This is a genomic window from Primorskyibacter sedentarius (assembly GCF_004342065.1).
Taxonomy (GTDB): domain Bacteria; phylum Pseudomonadota; class Alphaproteobacteria; order Rhodobacterales; family Rhodobacteraceae; genus Primorskyibacter; species Primorskyibacter sedentarius.
This window is the reverse complement of record NZ_SLZU01000024.1, coordinates 1-14,779: the sequence shown is the minus strand read 5'-3', so window position 1 is coordinate 14,779 and position 14,779 is coordinate 1. Positions and strand designations below refer to the sequence as shown.

Sequence of the window (14,779 nt, the reverse complement as noted above, 5' to 3'; positions counted from 1 at the left end):
TCGCGCGCGTGATGTCTGCCGTGCCGCGTGCTGAGAAGCTATCCGCTTGGGCATCGATGGTCTCCCAATCGCAAGGCGTATCCTGCCTCGTAAATGGATTTGATGCGGCTCGGAACCTCGTCTCTCTTCGGATCGTAGGAAAAGCGCTGGGTTGGGCATGGCAAGATCGTATCGCGGTGCCCTTTCGGTGATTCAATGGGCAAGGTAATCGCCCGTGCCACTGCCCTTCCCGATGCCGACGGTAACGCTACGTGCCAGCCACATGCCGTCCAACACTCCCCTTTGCCACGAAGGCATCAGAAGGGGTTCAAGTTGATTTCGGCCACAGTCGCGCCTGATACTTATCGGCGCGCTGGTCTTTGAGGATCTGACCACGCCCAAAGGCATCGGCATGACCCTTGTTCGTCGTTGAAGGGCAGGGGCGGCGGATGTCAGGCCACTTCGAACCAGCCCATCATGCCCGATTTCTGATGTGACAACATATGGCAATGGATCATCCACGCACCGGGATTGTCGGCCACGAAAGCGATTTCAACGGTTTCATCCGCACCGATCAAGACGGTATCGCGCACGTCGCCTTTGGTGTTGGCAGAACCATGGCGTGCCAGAACCGTGAAATGATGGCCGTGCAGGTGGATCGCATGGGGGAACATCGAACGGTTGGTCATCTCCAATTGGACGGTCCGGCCCAGATTGGCGCTGAACATCGGTGCGCTCATGTCATTTGCCGCCCCGTTGAACGCCCAGACCACGCCGTTGGCGGCCAGTTCGCGAAAGCCCATCGTTTCGCCGTTATAGCGCGCCTCCTGCATCCCACGCATGGCGCCGCCCTCCATCAGCAGCGTTTCGTGTTGCGGGTTCGACAAGTCCGGCGCGGGGAGTGTGCGCCATGCGGGCAGGGGCCGCACGTCAGGGCCATGTGTCGAAAGCGCCTCGCCGGAATGGGTGAAGCCTGCGATATCCACCCATTCCCCGTTGCCGGGATCGAGCAGAAGTGCGGCGCGGGCCTCGCCATCGCTGCGACCGTCAATCACTACATCCGCACGCTGGGCTGGCCCGAGAACAAGCGTTTCTACATCCCGTGGCATGACAGGGTGACCATCCAACGCAATCACGCGCGCAGACAGGTGCGGAAATGACAGCGGCATGATCCGATCCGTGGCAGCGTTGATGATGCGCAGCCGCACACGCTCTTTGGGACGGATAGCCAATTCGGGATAGGCGGCGCCGTTCACCGTAACCGTGTTTCCCATGCGCCCGTTATGTGAGGCCGCGTGCAGATCGTCCCATCTGCCTTCGACAATCCTCGCATCGCCGCCAAGCAGCCAATCATCCAGAACCATTACAATTTCGCGGGTCGCGGCCCCGTCTTCGCCCAGCCAGGGGTCTTGATCCTCCACGATCAACGGGCCGGCAAGCCCACGTGCGACCTGTTCCGCGCTGCGGTTATGCGAGTGATACCAGTATGTTCCGGGATCCGGAACGACGAAGTCATAGCCGAAACTACCCCCTGGTTGAACGGCCGCCTGGGTCAACGGCGCCGCGCCATCCATCGCATTTGCAATCCGAATGCCATGCCAGTGCACGGCGGTCGGTTGCGGCAAATCATTGACCAGCCGGTACCTGACCCGGTCACCTGCGGTCACCCTGATTTCCGGGCCTGGAACTGTGCCTGCTGCCCCGGTCGAATAGGCCCAGACCGGTGTGGCGGGGTATCCTTCAGGGGCAAGCTGGGCTTTTGAGGGCGCTGCCCGCAGCACGGGCAGGCCGTCACCGGCAAAGGATGCGCGGGGCGACAATGCCGTTCCGGCAAACGCCCCAATCGCTTGCAAAGCAGAGCGGCGAGAGAATGCGCGCATTGGCAGTTTCCTTTTCACAGGTTGACCGATGGCATGGTGACCGAGGTCAGCGCTACTGTCACGAATAGTATCATATGAGCAGTGCGGGTTTCGAAACTTATCGAACGGCGCAGTTCGCACGGCCGGGGGAAGGCGAGCGCCGGAACGCATTGAGTGCTGCCGTGAGCATCAGGCCAGTGACCACGCCGCGCTTCGCAATAGGCGTGCAGCCGTGCGCCGTGGAGAACAGCGCGGAGATTGATCCGGCTATCATTGAAGCGGGGCCTGCATCCCAACGGTTTGGAGCCAGATGCCGAACAGCATTGGGGGCGTCTGGAAAGGTCGCCGCTAATAGCGGTCCGACTTTGGAATAATGCGTTCAGGGCCTCGGTGAATGAGATCACGCGCCGTGGCCGCGCCCGATCTCGCTCAACGTAATCTTGTCGATGTTCAACTAGGCTTGGCCTTCATCCGTCAGGCTTGGCGAGCGCGTCGTGCCGTTGAACAGGACCGCGCCGTAACGCGCCTCAAGCGCTGCAAGATGTTCTGAAACCGTGATGGCGGAAAGCCCGGCCTCGCGATCCGCTGCGACAAGGCTGCCGTCTTCGGTCATGGTCAGAAACAAGCGGAAATTCTCGATCAGTATTATGCGGAATTTCCGAATTATCATTTCGCATTGCGCCCGTTTATCTGCGAATTTCTGCACTTTATATGATGCTCAACAGAGCAGGTCTTTAGAGGACTCCACCAATGCCCAAAACTGCAGTCGCGGCCAACGCTCACGCGGTGCTGCGCAACCGCGAACCAGTCCAAGCAAAGCGTACACCGCGCCCCTTTCGCCAGGTTTCGCCCTATGATCTGACCGGAACCCGCGCCCGTGGGTTGGCAGCGTCCGTTGTCGAATCCGCAGGGTGGGTGCGCCGCTTTGTTCGCGGGTAACCACGGGCAAAGCCCCCTCACTCTGCGATGGACTTGTTCCCGACATCAGTAACTTACGCATGGCGCGAAAAACGTGTGAAGACGCCAGCGACCAGGCCTGACTTGCCCTGAAAACCAAACCTTGCCCAACCAACGCGCGGCACCCCTGACGGACAGCGCACCATCCATCCATTCGGAGAACGAAGATGAAAGCCATCGGCTACACCACAAACGGCGCAATTGATCGCGCCGACGCCCTGATCGACCTTGAGGTCGCCAAACCAACTGCGACCGGCCACGATATTCTGGTCAGGGTTGCAGCCGTGTCGGTCAACCCCGTCGATACAAAGGTTCGCCAGAACCGCCCCGCCGAGGGTGACGCACCCGTGATCCTGGGGTGGGATGCAGTGGGGGAGGTTGTCGAGATCGGAAGCGAGGTCAGCCAGTTCAAGGCGGGCGACAAGGTCTGGTATGCAGGCGCGATCAACCGCGATGGCACCAATGCCGAGTATCACCTTGTTGATGCGCGCATTGTCGGTCACGCGCCGAAAACCATTGAAACCTCTGCTGCCGCGGCATTGCCGCTGACAACCCTGACGGCTCAGGAAATGATCTTTGACCGCCTCAAGGTTGCTGATCCGGTGCCGGGTGCGGCCAATGCCATTGTCATCATCGGTGGGGCTGGCGGCGTGGGGTCCATCGCGATCCAGCTTCTGCGAGAGCAGACCGACCTGACGATCATCGCCACGGCTTCGCGTCCGGAAACGCAGGACTGGGTCAGGGAACTGGGCGCCCATCACGTCGTGGACCACTCCAAACCGCTGCCAGAGCAGATCGCAGCCCTCAACATCGGTGCGCCTGCCTTTGTCTTCTCGACCAACTACTCCGAAACCTATGTGCCCCAGATCGCCGAATTCATCGCGCCGCAAGGCCGGTTTGGTCTGATCGATGACCCCAAAGGGTTCGACATCATGCCGTTCAAAGGCAAGGCCGTGTCGATCCATTGGGAACTGATGTTCACCCGTTCGCTTTTCACCACAGACGACATCGCGCGTCAGGGTGAAATTCTGAATGCGGTGGCTGGCATGATCGATGCGGGCAAGATCCGGTCGACCGCAACCGAAAGCTTCGGGAGGATCAACGCAGGAAACCTCAAGCGTGCCCATGCGCTGATCGAAAGTGGCAAGGCCAAGGGCAAGATCGTTCTGGAAGGGTTCTGAACTGTATATGCGCAGGCTTGATCGCGACAATATCCGAACGACCCAGCTCAAAACGGTGATGGATCGGTCTGGCGACGTCAAAAGCCTGCGCTCTGGTCCGCGCCCGGATTTTCCATTCCCGGGCGCGTGGCTTTAGCGGGGGATGACGCTGCGATCTGCCCGGTCGAGGAGGGCGGTGATGGGGCTATTCCTTAACAGCGGTTTGTTCTGGAGCAGTTAAAGATCGCTCAGTTCCGCCAGCGCGATCCCGATGGCACCCAAATTCAGATCGATTTTGCATTGCAGGAATGACAGGCAAGGCACTGATCGTAATCCTCGGACTTGTCTTTGATGAAACGCAGTCGGCATGTGATCTGAGTGGATTTTTGCAGTGAGTTCGCGCCAATGGGGCTACAAGGGTAGCCTAGGGGCATCGAAAGCAGTGGCCGACCTGAAGGCGCTTCTGGCGGCGAAGGTCGTCAGCACCCGTTCCGGTCAGATCCACGCCAATAGATCGCAGCTATTTCCCGGATGAAAACTCCGCCTGCACCTTTTGTCTTGCCTCCTGCAGCGCGGTTTCCAGACGCGACCGTATGTCGGCAAAGCGCATTGTCGGAACCGGCACCGAAATCGCGTGGTAATTCCCGCTGAGGTCACGGAACGCAAATCCAATGGCGGAAATTCCGGCGGTGTGTTCATCAATATCATGGGCCAGCCCGCTCGCGCGGATGTCTTGCAGATTGGCCAGCAGCGCCTTGAGCTCATCATCTGATAATCCACCGGCGGTTTCCTGGTCGATCAGGTGGCGCGCCTCGTCTTCGGGCATGAGCGCAAGGCAGGCGAGACCGTTGGCAGTGGTGGTCAGGGGAAAGACCTCTCCCACGGAGGACACGGTGCGCAAACGGTGCAACCCAGGCACCTGGTCAAGAAAGATCATCCCGCCATTACGCAGCACGGCGAGATCCGTGGTTTCGCCGGTCTTCTGAGTGACCTCGTTCAGGATCGCGCGGCAGCGTTCCACGATATTGAAATTGGCCGCTTCGGCAAAGGCTCCCAGCTCTGGACCCAGCCGGATACCGCCGCCATTCGGGTCCTGAATGATGAACCGCTCTGTGGACAGGGCGCCCGTGATTCTCTGTACCGTGGAGCGGGGCAAGTCGACCCGACGGGCAATCTGACCAAGGCTGAGCCCGCCCCGTTCCTCTTTCAGAACGCGCAGAATGGCGGCAGCCCGCGCAATGACCTGAATGCCGCTGCGGTCTTTTTTGTCATTTTCTTCAACCATCTAACGTCTGCACCTTCCGATTCAGTTCAATATGGGGCGGTTTCTGTTTCGTTAGTTATGTATCGCAATGCGGTGCATGGCAACCGTATTACAAGTTTTTATTGACCGCATGGTGGTCAGTATGTACCGGTATTCGGTACAGTAGGAGGAGCTTCCTGCATAGACATACAATCCGACGCCGGCACCTCGCCGGTGAACAGAGAAGGTGCATCCGATGGTCGAGATCCGCGGAATCGAGTTTCAGGCAAATACCGATAACGACATGGGGCTGGAGTTCTATAATCTCAGCCACCGTTTCGGGTTTCAGAACCCCAACTGGCCCTATTTCGAAGATACCAAGATCGAACGCATTCACTACATGGCCAAGTCAGGTGTGCTGAGCCAGCGCATCACCACCACGATGCATGCCACCACGCACATCGACGCGCCGGCGCACGTGGTGCAGGGCACGCCATTCATCGACGAAGTGCCGCTGCCGCATTTTTTCGGCACCGGCATCGTCGTGTCGTTGCCCAAAAAGAAATGGGAACCGATCACCGGCGAGGATCTGGAAAAAGCTTGTGGTCATGCGATCCGCAAAGGCGACGTGCTCATCATCAATACCGGATGGCACAAGCAGTATGAAGATGGCGACTACTTTGCCTATTGCCCCGGCTTCGTTGCGTCGGCTGGCGAATGGATGGTCGAAAAGGGCGTCAAGGTCGTAGGCCACGACACACAAGCCAATGACCACCCACTGGCCACCGCAATCGGCCCGCAGCGCAATGGTCCTCTGCTGCCCCACCTTGCCGAAGAGTACAAGGAATGGTCCGGCGGCGTGGATTGGAAAGACGCGTTCCCCGATTGGGAGCCGGTGCACAACATCCTGTTCAAGAACGGCATCATGGGTATCGAAAATGTCGGTGGCGATCTGGACGCGGTGACGGGCAAGCGCTGCACCTTTGCATTCTTCCCCTGGAACTGGGACCGCGGCGACGGCTGCATCGTGCGCCTTGTTGCGATGATCGACAAGTCGCAGAACTTCCGCATCGATGACGGGTCCGAATTCTGATCACTCCCTGACTGGCCGCCGGGGAACCGGCGGCTTCTTTTCACGATGCGAGTGCGAGGGAGGACACCATGCATGTAAAACGTTTCAAGGATGCTCAACCCTATACCGCGCCCAACCATTTCGAATGCCACGGGCTCAGGCTTCAGGGTTTCGAAGAGGGCGGGCCGACCAATCAGTGGGTGGGGTTCAGCCAGTTTCTGCCCGGCGGCGGCGCAGGGCCCGACAGCACCCCTGTTGAGAAGGTCTATGTCGTGCTCGAAGGCGAGATGACGGTGATCGTAGGCGACGAAGAGGTCGTGCTGGGCCGGATGGACAGCTGCACCATCCCGCCGAATGAAGTCCGCAAGATCGAGAACCGCTCTAACGACACATGCAAGATGCTGGTCGTCATTCCATACCCGCCGGAGGCCTGAGAGATGAACGCATTGTCAAATCCCCTATCGATGTTCGAGGTAAAGGGGCAGGTGGCGCTGATCACCGGGGCTTCGGGCGCTTTCGGCATGGTCGCCGCGCGCGTTCTTGCCGGGGCGGGCTGCAAGCTGGTGCTTGTGGCGGGCAATCAGGAGGCGCTGGACGAGATCGCGCAGGAATGCCGCGACACGGGCGCCGAGGTGACCACGATCAACAAGCGCCCCTCGGACGAGGAAACCTGCAATGGTCTGGTCGCTCAGGCGGTCGAGGCCTACGGGCGGCTCGACATTCTTGTCGTGGCCTCGGGTATGAACAAGGTGGCGCTGATCAATGACATGTCGCCCGAAACCTTTGAATCCGTCATGGATGCCAATGTCACGCAAAGCTGGCTGCTGGCACGGGCCGCAGCCGGGCAGATGAAGGCGCAGGGCGATGGCGGCAAGATTGTTCTGGTGTCCTCGGCACGCGGGCTTTTGGGTCATCCGGCGGGGTATACCGCCTATTGCGCCTCCAAGGCCGCGACCGATGGCATCGTCAAGGCGCTGGGGTGCGAACTTGGCCCCACCGGCATCACCGTCAACGCGATTGCGCCCACTGTTTTCCGCTCGCCGCTGACCGCCTGGATGTTTGGCGACGACGAAAAGGCCAAGACCGTGCGCGCCGGTTTCCTTGCCCGCGTGCCCAAGGGCCGACTGGGCGAACCGGAAGACCTCGCAGGGCCGCTGCTGTTCCTCGCCTCCAGGGCATCCGATTTTTACACCGGGCATATTCTATATGCTGACGGTGGCTATACGGCGGGCTGAACGATGGTTCCCAAAAAGCAGCAGATGGCCGTTATCGGTGCCGGGCTTATGGGTCACGGCATCGCCCTGACGCTGGCGCGTGCCGGGCAGTATGTGACCATTTCGGACCCGCATGCCGAGACGCTGAAATCCGCGCCGAAGCGGATTTCCGACAGCCTGAAGGTTCTGGGTGCGGACGAGGCAAAGATTGCCCGCGCGCTGAAAATGATCGAGCTGTGTTCCTCGATCGGTTCGGCTGTCCGCAATGCGGATTTCGTCTTTGAGGCCGCACCGGAAAAGCTGGACCTCAAGCGCCAGATCTTCGCCGAAGTGGAGGAGCACGCGCCGGACCACGCGGTTCTGGCCTCCAACACCTCGGTCATCCAGATCACCAGGATCATGGAGGGGCTGAAGCTGCGCGAACGCGCATTGGGAACCCATTGGTGGAACCCGCCGCACCTGATCCCACTGGTCGAGGTCATCAAGACCGAGTGGACGGATGGGGATGTGGCCCGGCGGATGTATGCCCTGCTGGAAAGTGCCGGAAAGACGCCGGTGATCGTGGAAAAAGACGTGCCCGGCTTTATTGGCAACCGCTTGCAGCACGCGCTTTGGCGCGAAGCGGTGAGCCTTGTCGAGCGCGGGATCTGCGACGCGGAGGCTGTTGATACAGTGGTGAAATCCTGCTTTGGCCGCCGCCTTGCCGTGCTTGGCCCGCTGGAAAACGCCGATCTGGTCGGCACCGATCTGACGCTGGATATCCACGAGAACGTTCTGTTCGATCTCGAAAGCCGTCAGGGCCCGTCGCCTTATCTTGAACAGCTTGTCCGCGACGGGAAACTGGGCATGAAAACCGGCGAAGGTTTCCGCAAATGGACAGAAACCGAAGCCAACGAAGTGCGCGCCCGGGTGGCCCGCCATCTGACCCGGCTCGAAGGCATTCTGGACGACTGAAACTGCAGTGACTTCACAACAAACCCGGCGGGGAGGCCGGGAGGAGGAGATAAAAATGAAAAAATTGCTGACCCCCACACGCCGTGGATTCCTGACCGCGAGCGCCGCGATGCTGGCCGCCCCGGCGGTCCTGACCGGCACCCGCGCCTATGCGCAAAACCCGACCCTCGGGGTTGGCCATGTCAGCCCCCGCACCGGGCCGCTGGCCGGGTTTGCCGAGGCCGATGATTACGTGCTGGCCGCCATTCAGGACCACTTCAACGCCGGTATCGAAAACAACGGAAAGACCTGGAACATCGAGATCATCTCGAAGGACAGCCAGTCGAACCCGAACCGCGCGGCAGAGGTCGCGGCGGACCTGATCCTTGGTGACGAGGTCGACATCATCGTCGCGGCCTCGACCCCCGATACTGTGAACCCGGTGTCGGACCAGGCCGAGATCAACGAGGTGCCCTGCATCACCACCGACTGCCCGTGGCAGCCGTATTTCTTTGGCCGCAACGGCGTGCCGGGGACAGGCTTCGACTATACCTACCACTTCTTCTGGGGGCTCGAAGACGTGATCGCGGCCTTCCTCGATATGTGGGACAGCGCGGGTGTGGCGAAAGTGGTCGGCGGGCTGTTCCCGAACGACGCGGATGGCAATGCCTGGGGCGACGCAGAGCTTGGTTTGCCAAAGCCGCTGGAAGCCGCCGGGTACAGCCTGACCGATCCCGGTCGCTATCAGCCACTGACGGATGACTTTTCCAGCTACATCAATGCGTTCAAGGACGTGGGCGCCGAGATCGTCACCGGCAACATGATCGCGCCTGACTTTGCGACTTTCTGGGCGCAGGCGGCGCAGCAGGGTTTCAACCCCAAGATCGTGACGATCGGTAAGGCGCTGCTGTTCCCATCAGTCATCGAATCCCTCGGCGAGCGCGGAGACGGGCTCTCCTCCGAAGTCTGGTGGTCTCCCAACCACCCCTTCGCGTCGTCCCTGACTGGCGCGTCGGCCAAGGCGCTTGCCGAGGGGTACACGGCAGCCTCTGGCCGTCCGTGGACCCAGCCGATCGGCTTCAAACATGCCTTGTTCGAAGTGGTCGCAGACGTGGTCAAGCGGGCCGAGGATCTGGGGGATTACGAGGCCATCGCCGCCGCGGTCGCCGGGACCAAGCTCGACACCATCGTGGGTCCGGTAGACTGGTCCAATGGTCCGATCAACAACGTCACCAAGACGCCGCTTGTCTCTGGGCAGTGGCAGAAAGAGGGCGACGCGTTTGACCTCAAGATCGTGGCCAACGCGCATGCGCCGGAAATCCCGACCACGGGCGAGCTGAAATTGCTCTGAAACATCGCGGCACCGGCGCGCCCGGTGCCGCCCATGGCTCTGTATCACGAGGCTCACATGAGTAAGATCCTGAAACTCGAAGGCCTGTCCAGGGCCTTCGGCGCGGTCAAGGTGGCCGACCAGCTGAACTATGAGCTGTCCCAGGGCGAAGCGTTGGGTGTGATCGGGCCGAACGGCGCAGGCAAGACATCGATGTTCAACCTGATCACCGGCACGCTTGCCGCCGACAGCGGCAAGGTGCATTTCGACGGGCGGGACGTCACCGCGCAAAGCGCTGCTGCACGGAGCCGTATGGGCATTGCCCGCAGCTTTCAGGTGCCGCAGCCCTTCACCCATATGACCGTTTTCGAGAACGCCATGATCGCGGCCACCCAGGCCGCGGGTCTTTCGGGCCGTGCGGCGGAAACCCTGTGCCTTGACGTGCTGGAACAGACCGGGCTGATGGACAAGGCCAACACCCCGGCGGGCAGCCTGACGCTGCTCAACCGCAAGCGGCTGGAGATGACCCGCGCGCTTTGTGCCAAGCCTAAGCTGCTGTTGCTGGACGAGATCGCGGGCGGGCTGACAGAGGCCGAATGCCACTCGCTGGTGCAGACCATCAAGGACGTTCACGCCACGGGCGTTTCGATCATCTGGATCGAACATGTGGTCCATGCGCTGCTTGCAGTGGTCAGCCGCCTGGTGGTGATCGATTTCGGCCGAAAGATAGCCGAGGGCGATCCGCGCGAAGTGATGGACAGCCGCGAGGTCAAGGAAATCTATCTGGGGATCGACGCTGATGCCTGAACCCATTCTGAACATTTCGAAACTCGAAGCTTTCTACGGCGATTTTCAGGCTCTCTACGGGCTTGATCTGACGGTTGACGAAGGCGAGGTGCTGGCGATCATCGGCGCCAACGGTGCGGGCAAGACAACGCTCTTGCGGTCGATTGCCGGGCTGATGCGCAACGGGCCGGACCAGATCCGCTATCGCAATCAGCCCATTGGGGCGCTTCGTGCCGATCAGGTGGCCGCACGTGGGCTGGCGCTTGTGCCCGAGGGGCGGCAGCTTTTCCCGTCGCTTTCGGTCGAGGAGAACCTGATCATCGGGGGGCGTGTCGGCCGAAAAGGCCCGTGGTCGCTCTCCAAGGTTTATGAGCTGTTTCCGATCCTCGACGAGCGCAAGCATCAGGCCTCCACTTCGCTTTCGGGCGGGCAGCAGCAGATGGTCGCCATCGGTCGCGCCCTGATGTCGAACCCCGACCTGATCCTCTTTGACGAGATCAGCCTTGGCCTTGCGCCCATCATCATCAAGGACATCTACGACGCGCTCCCCGGTATTGTCGGCGGCGGCATGTCGGCGGTGATTGTCGAGCAGGACGTGACCAAGGCGCTTGCCGTCTCCTCCCGGGTCTACTGCCTCCAAGACGGGCGCGTCTCACTTGAAGGCGCGTCCTCAACCGTCTCGCGCGAGGATATTTCCCGCGCCTATTTCGGGATCGAATGACATGGAATGGATCAATGCAATTCTGCAAGGCACCCTTCTGGGCGGGCTCTACGCGCTCTTTGCAGCGGGGCTCAGCCTGATCTTCGGGGTCATGCGGCTGGTCAATATCGCCCATGGCGACCTGATCGTTCTGGCCGCCTATCTGGGGCTGACGACCACCGTGATGCTAGGTCTGCATCCGCTGGTGGCGCTGATCGTGGTCGTCCCGGCCATGGCGGGGATTGGATATGTCCTGCAACGGGCTGTGCTGAACCAAACCCTGGGCGACGATATCCTGCCGCCCCTGCTTGTCACTTTCGGCCTGTCGGTCATCATCCAGAACGCCTTGCTTGAAGGGTATTCCGCCGATCCGCAGAAACTGGATGCAGGTGCGCTGGAGACTGCCAGTATCGCGCTTGGCCCGCTGGCCGTGGGCGTCCTGCCGCTGTTGACCTTCGCCATCGCCGTGGCGGTGGTTGCCGGGCTGCAATGGACGTTCTATCGCACCGCGCTTGGCCGAGCCTTCCGCGCCGTGTCCGACAATCAGGACATCGCGCAACTCATGGGTCTGAACAAACGCCATGTCTTTGGTCAGGCCATGGCGCTGGCCCTTGCCGTGACGGCCGTCGCGGGGCTGCTTCTGGGCATCCGCACCAGCTTTGACCCCTCGATCGGGGGCGGAAGACTGATCTTCGGCTTCGAGGCGGTCATCATTGGCGGGCTTGGCAACCTTTGGGGCACGCTGGCCGGTGGCATCATCCTTGGCGTGGCGCAGACACTGGGCGCTGCCATCAATCCCGGCTGGCAGCTTTTGGCCGGGCACCTCGCCTTTCTCATCGTCCTTGCCGTGCGTCCGAACGGCCTTTTCCCGAGGATCAGCGGATGACCCAATACACTGTAACCCGCAGCTCTGCCGCGGCCCGAGCGGCCGCCGTGATCGGCGCAATCGCCGTTGCACTTCTGATCGCTGCCCCCTGGTGGGCGGGTCGTGCCGACCTGCGACTGTTGGGAGAGCTGTTTCTCTACCTGTCGCTGGCCTCGCTTTGGAACCTTCTGGCAGGCTATGCCGGGCTGGTCTCGGTCGGGCAGCAAGCCTATGTGGGCTTTGGCGGCTACATGCTGTTCGCGCTGACCATGTTTGCGGGTCTGCCGCCTCTGGTCGCTATTGCTGCGGCCGGCGTGCTGGGCGCTTTGATCTCTGTCCCGGTCGCCGCGCTGATCTTCCGCCTGCGGGGTGCCTATTTCGCCATCGGCACATGGGTCATGGCCGAGGTCTTCCGGCTGAGCTTTGCCCAGGTGTCGGCGCTTGGCGGCGGTTCGGGCACATCGCTTCCCACGGATATCGTGCGCTCGATGGCCGATGGCCGCTCTGCGCGTGAGGCTCTCAGCTATTGGCTGGCATTGGGCGCGGCGCTTCTGGTCGTCACCGTGGTCTACCTGCTTTTGCGCTCGCGCAAGGGGTTGGCACTGACCGCGATCCGCGACAACGAACTGGCGGCTGGCTCTCTGGGCATCGACATCTGGCGGACAAAGTTCTTTGTCTACGTCACGACATCGGCGCTCACCGCCATGATCGGCGCACTCATCTCCCTGCAAAAGCTGCGGATTTCGCCCGACGGCCGCGTTCAACGTCAACGACTGGACCGCCTTCGTGATCTTCATCGTCGTTATCGGCGGCATCGGCACCATCGAAGGGCCGATCATCGGCACTCTGATCTTCTTCGCCCTGCGCGAAACGCTGGCCGATCTCGGAACGATCTACCTGATGGTTCTGGGTCTTTTCGCCATCGTGATGATGCTGAAAGCGCCCAAGGGTGTCTGGGGTTTCATCCGCGACCGGTTCGACCTGCAACTCTTTCCGCTTGGCTACCGCGTCAAGCGAGACCCATCCAAAGGAGCCTGATCAATGGCACGCCAAAAGACCGTCATCACCTGCGCCATCACCGGGGCGATCCACACGCCGACCATGTCGGATGCGCTGCCCTTCAGCTATGACGACATCGCCCAGCAGGCGATGGATGCGGCCGAGGCAGGCGCGTCGATCCTGCACCTGCACGCGCGCGATAATGAAACCGGCGCTCCCTCGGTCGACGTGAAGGATTTCCAGCCCTTCCTACCGCGCATCAAGCAGGCGACGGACGCGGTGGTGAATATTTCAACCGGCGGTTCGCTGAGCCTGTCGATCCAGGACCGGATCACACCGGCCAAGACGTTCAGCCCCGAAATGTGTTCGCTGAACATGGGCAGCATGAATTTCTCGTTCCACCCGCTTGCCAACCGCTACAAGGATGACGACTGGAAGTTCGACTGGGAGAAGGACTACGTTGCCAATTCCGATGGCAATATCTTCCGCAATACCTTTCGTGACATCAAGGAAGCCGCCGACACGCTGGCCCCGCATGACATCAAGTTCGAGCATGAATGCTACGACGTGGGCCACCTCTACAACCTGAAATTCTGCATGGATATCGGGCTCTTCAAGGCGCCGGTCTTCATCCAGTTCATCTTTGGCATCCTTGGCGGCATCGGGCCGGAGGTCGATAACCTGGTGTTCATGAAACGCACGGCCGACCGGCTGTTTGGCGACGATTTCCGCTGGTCAGTGCTGGGCGCGGGCGGCTCGCAGATGAATCTCGCCACCACCGCCAGCCAGATGGGCGGCAACGTGCGCGTCGGGCTGGAGGACAGCCTGTTCATCAGCCGCGGAAAACTGGCGACAAGCAACGCCCAGCAGGTCGCCAAGATCCGCCGCATCGTCGAAGACCTCGGCTGCGAGGTTGCAACGCCCGACGAAGCGCGGGAGATCCTCGCGCTCAAGGGCGGCGACCGGGTCAATTTCTAAGGACTAAGACAATGCCCAGGATCGAACCTCAGGATGCCTCTCTGAAAGACCTCTCCGGGCTGCATCTGTGGCATGCGCCGATGTCGAGCTGTTCGAAACGGGTACGGATCGTCATCGCTGAGATCGGGCATGAATTCGAAAGCCATCTGATCAACCTGGTGTGAATCCCGGAGACAAAATGTCCGCAGAAACGGTCTGATGATCTGACCGTCGCGGAGTAAAATTCCGCAGTCTGACACCTGAAGCTGCTGAGCGGAGGGTGGGGAGATGTATTCTGTGGATTTATACAACCGTGTCCATCGAGCGTGCCATGTTGATGGTATGAGCAAGAGTGCAGCTGGTCGTCTTTTTGGGATCGACCGCAAAACGGTGGCAAAGATCCTGCTGCATTCCGTTCCCCCGGGATATCGGCGAACTGCTTTGCCTGTCCGCCCGAAGCTTGATCCGTTCATTCCGATTATCGATCAGATCCTCGAAGACGACAAACGGGTCATCAAGAAGCAGCGGCATACGGCCAAGCGCATCCATGCCCGGCTGCGGGAGGAGCATGGCTTCACCGGGGGATCACGATCGTCACGGATTATGTCCGCGAGAAGCAACGCCGATCAAAGGAAGTGTTCGTCCCGCTGTCGCACGCGCCCGGTCACGCGCAGGTGGATTTTGGCGAGACGCTTGGTGTGATTGACGGGGTCGAGTGCAAGCTG

The 14,779-nt window shown here is 60.8% G+C and carries 15 protein-coding genes and 1 pseudogene; 13 read left to right on the top strand and 3 right to left on the bottom strand.

The window, feature by feature from the left end; genetic code table 11:
- Positions 1-431: 431 nt before the first annotated feature.
- Entirely contained in the window at positions 432-1,859 is a 1,428-nt protein-coding gene (locus EDD52_RS20265) for a multicopper oxidase family protein (protein WP_132248400.1), read from the bottom strand.
- A 433-nt stretch (positions 1,860-2,292) separates the two neighbouring features.
- Positions 2,293-2,508 (bottom strand): helix-turn-helix domain-containing protein, encoded by a 216-nt coding sequence (locus EDD52_RS20260; RefSeq protein ID WP_243652038.1) that lies wholly within the window; start codon positions 2,506-2,508, stop codon positions 2,293-2,295.
- Positions 2,509-2,962: 454 nt separating this feature from the next.
- On the opposite strand from EDD52_RS20260, the gene EDD52_RS20250 reads away from it, so the two are divergent.
- A complete protein-coding gene (locus EDD52_RS20250) occupies positions 2,963-3,976 on the top strand; it encodes a zinc-binding alcohol dehydrogenase family protein (RefSeq protein ID WP_132248396.1) in 1,014 nt (337 codons plus the stop codon).
- 499 nt (positions 3,977-4,475) lie between these two features.
- On the opposite strand, the gene EDD52_RS20245 is transcribed toward EDD52_RS20250, so the two are convergent.
- A complete protein-coding gene (locus tag EDD52_RS20245; RefSeq protein WP_132248394.1) occupies positions 4,476-5,240 on the bottom strand; it encodes an IclR family transcriptional regulator in 765 nt (254 codons plus the stop codon).
- Between the two features lie 214 nt (positions 5,241-5,454).
- Between EDD52_RS20245 and EDD52_RS20240 the strand changes: the two genes are divergently transcribed.
- The 12 genes and pseudogenes from EDD52_RS20240 to EDD52_RS24125 all read left to right on the top strand — a co-directional run.
- Complete coding sequence (locus tag EDD52_RS20240) at positions 5,455-6,291, top strand: cyclase family protein (protein ID WP_165907603.1); 837 nt, start codon at positions 5,455-5,457, stop codon at positions 6,289-6,291.
- A gap of 68 nt (positions 6,292-6,359) precedes the next feature.
- Positions 6,360-6,704 (top strand): cupin domain-containing protein, encoded by a 345-nt coding sequence (locus EDD52_RS20235; protein ID WP_132248392.1) that lies wholly within the window; start codon positions 6,360-6,362, stop codon positions 6,702-6,704.
- A gap of 3 nt (positions 6,705-6,707) precedes the next feature.
- A complete protein-coding gene (locus tag EDD52_RS20230) occupies positions 6,708-7,505 on the top strand; it encodes an SDR family NAD(P)-dependent oxidoreductase (protein ID WP_132248390.1) in 798 nt (265 codons plus the stop codon).
- Between the two features lie 3 nt (positions 7,506-7,508).
- Positions 7,509-8,438, top strand: a complete 930-nt coding sequence (locus EDD52_RS20225) for a 3-hydroxyacyl-CoA dehydrogenase family protein (RefSeq protein ID WP_132248388.1) — start codon at positions 7,509-7,511, stop codon at positions 8,436-8,438.
- Between the two features lie 55 nt (positions 8,439-8,493).
- Positions 8,494-9,768, top strand: coding sequence for an ABC transporter substrate-binding protein (locus EDD52_RS20220; protein ID WP_132248386.1), 1,275 nt, complete (start codon positions 8,494-8,496; stop codon positions 9,766-9,768).
- A gap of 57 nt (positions 9,769-9,825) precedes the next feature.
- Complete coding sequence (locus EDD52_RS20215) at positions 9,826-10,554, top strand: ABC transporter ATP-binding protein (protein WP_132248384.1); 729 nt, start codon at positions 9,826-9,828, stop codon at positions 10,552-10,554.
- Complete coding sequence (locus tag EDD52_RS20210) at positions 10,547-11,254, top strand: ABC transporter ATP-binding protein (RefSeq protein WP_132248382.1); 708 nt, start codon at positions 10,547-10,549, stop codon at positions 11,252-11,254. The genes EDD52_RS20215 and EDD52_RS20210 overlap by 8 nt, the downstream gene beginning before the upstream one ends.
- 1 nt (position 11,255) lies before the next feature.
- Entirely contained in the window at positions 11,256-12,119 is an 864-nt protein-coding gene (locus tag EDD52_RS20205; protein WP_132248380.1) for a branched-chain amino acid ABC transporter permease, read from the top strand.
- Positions 12,116-13,228 (top strand): branched-chain amino acid ABC transporter permease, encoded by a 1,113-nt coding sequence (locus EDD52_RS20200; protein WP_243652037.1) that lies wholly within the window; start codon positions 12,116-12,118, stop codon positions 13,226-13,228. Before EDD52_RS20205 ends, EDD52_RS20200 begins: the two co-directional genes overlap by 4 nt.
- Positions 13,140-14,075 carry a 3,5-dioxohexanoate:acetyl-CoA acetone transferase gene (gene kce, locus EDD52_RS20195; protein WP_132248379.1) on the top strand — a complete coding sequence of 312 codons (936 nt, stop codon included), beginning with the start codon at positions 13,140-13,142 and terminating at the stop codon, positions 14,073-14,075. The genes EDD52_RS20200 and kce overlap by 89 nt, the downstream gene beginning before the upstream one ends.
- Before the next feature lie 11 nt (positions 14,076-14,086).
- Positions 14,087-14,239 (top strand): hypothetical protein, encoded by a 153-nt coding sequence (locus EDD52_RS23755; RefSeq protein ID WP_165907602.1) that lies wholly within the window; start codon positions 14,087-14,089, stop codon positions 14,237-14,239.
- A gap of 112 nt (positions 14,240-14,351) precedes the next feature.
- Positions 14,352-14,779: pseudogene (locus EDD52_RS24125) on the top strand (IS21 family transposase); the annotation flags it as partial.

Bases quoted from the DNA above. Each gene is read 5' to 3' on its own strand.
- kce (WP_132248379.1), top strand. From the start codon at position 13,140: ATGGCACGCCAAAAGACCGTCATCACCTGCGCCATCACCGGGGCGATC.
- EDD52_RS20240 (WP_165907603.1), top strand. From the start codon at position 5,455: ATGGTCGAGATCCGCGGAATCGAGTTTCAGGCAAATACCGATAACGAC.
- EDD52_RS20210 (WP_132248382.1), top strand. From the start codon at position 10,547: ATGCCTGAACCCATTCTGAACATTTCGAAACTCGAAGCTTTCTACGGC.
- EDD52_RS20205 (WP_132248380.1), top strand. From the start codon at position 11,256: ATGGAATGGATCAATGCAATTCTGCAAGGCACCCTTCTGGGCGGGCTC.
- EDD52_RS20250 (WP_132248396.1), top strand. From the start codon at position 2,963: ATGAAAGCCATCGGCTACACCACAAACGGCGCAATTGATCGCGCCGAC.
- EDD52_RS20230 (WP_132248390.1), top strand. From the start codon at position 6,708: ATGAACGCATTGTCAAATCCCCTATCGATGTTCGAGGTAAAGGGGCAG.
- EDD52_RS20225 (WP_132248388.1), top strand. From the start codon at position 7,509: ATGGTTCCCAAAAAGCAGCAGATGGCCGTTATCGGTGCCGGGCTTATG.
- EDD52_RS20235 (WP_132248392.1), top strand. From the start codon at position 6,360: ATGCATGTAAAACGTTTCAAGGATGCTCAACCCTATACCGCGCCCAAC.
- EDD52_RS20245 (WP_132248394.1), bottom strand. From the start codon at position 5,240: ATGGTTGAAGAAAATGACAAAAAAGACCGCAGCGGCATTCAGGTCATT.
- EDD52_RS20220 (WP_132248386.1), top strand. From the start codon at position 8,494: ATGAAAAAATTGCTGACCCCCACACGCCGTGGATTCCTGACCGCGAGC.
- EDD52_RS20215 (WP_132248384.1), top strand. From the start codon at position 9,826: ATGAGTAAGATCCTGAAACTCGAAGGCCTGTCCAGGGCCTTCGGCGCG.
- EDD52_RS23755 (WP_165907602.1), top strand. From the start codon at position 14,087: ATGCCCAGGATCGAACCTCAGGATGCCTCTCTGAAAGACCTCTCCGGG.
- EDD52_RS20265 (WP_132248400.1), bottom strand. From the start codon at position 1,859: ATGCGCGCATTCTCTCGCCGCTCTGCTTTGCAAGCGATTGGGGCGTTT.
- EDD52_RS20260 (WP_243652038.1), bottom strand. From the start codon at position 2,508: ATGATAATTCGGAAATTCCGCATAATACTGATCGAGAATTTCCGCTTG.
- EDD52_RS20200 (WP_243652037.1), top strand. From the start codon at position 12,116: ATGACCCAATACACTGTAACCCGCAGCTCTGCCGCGGCCCGAGCGGCC.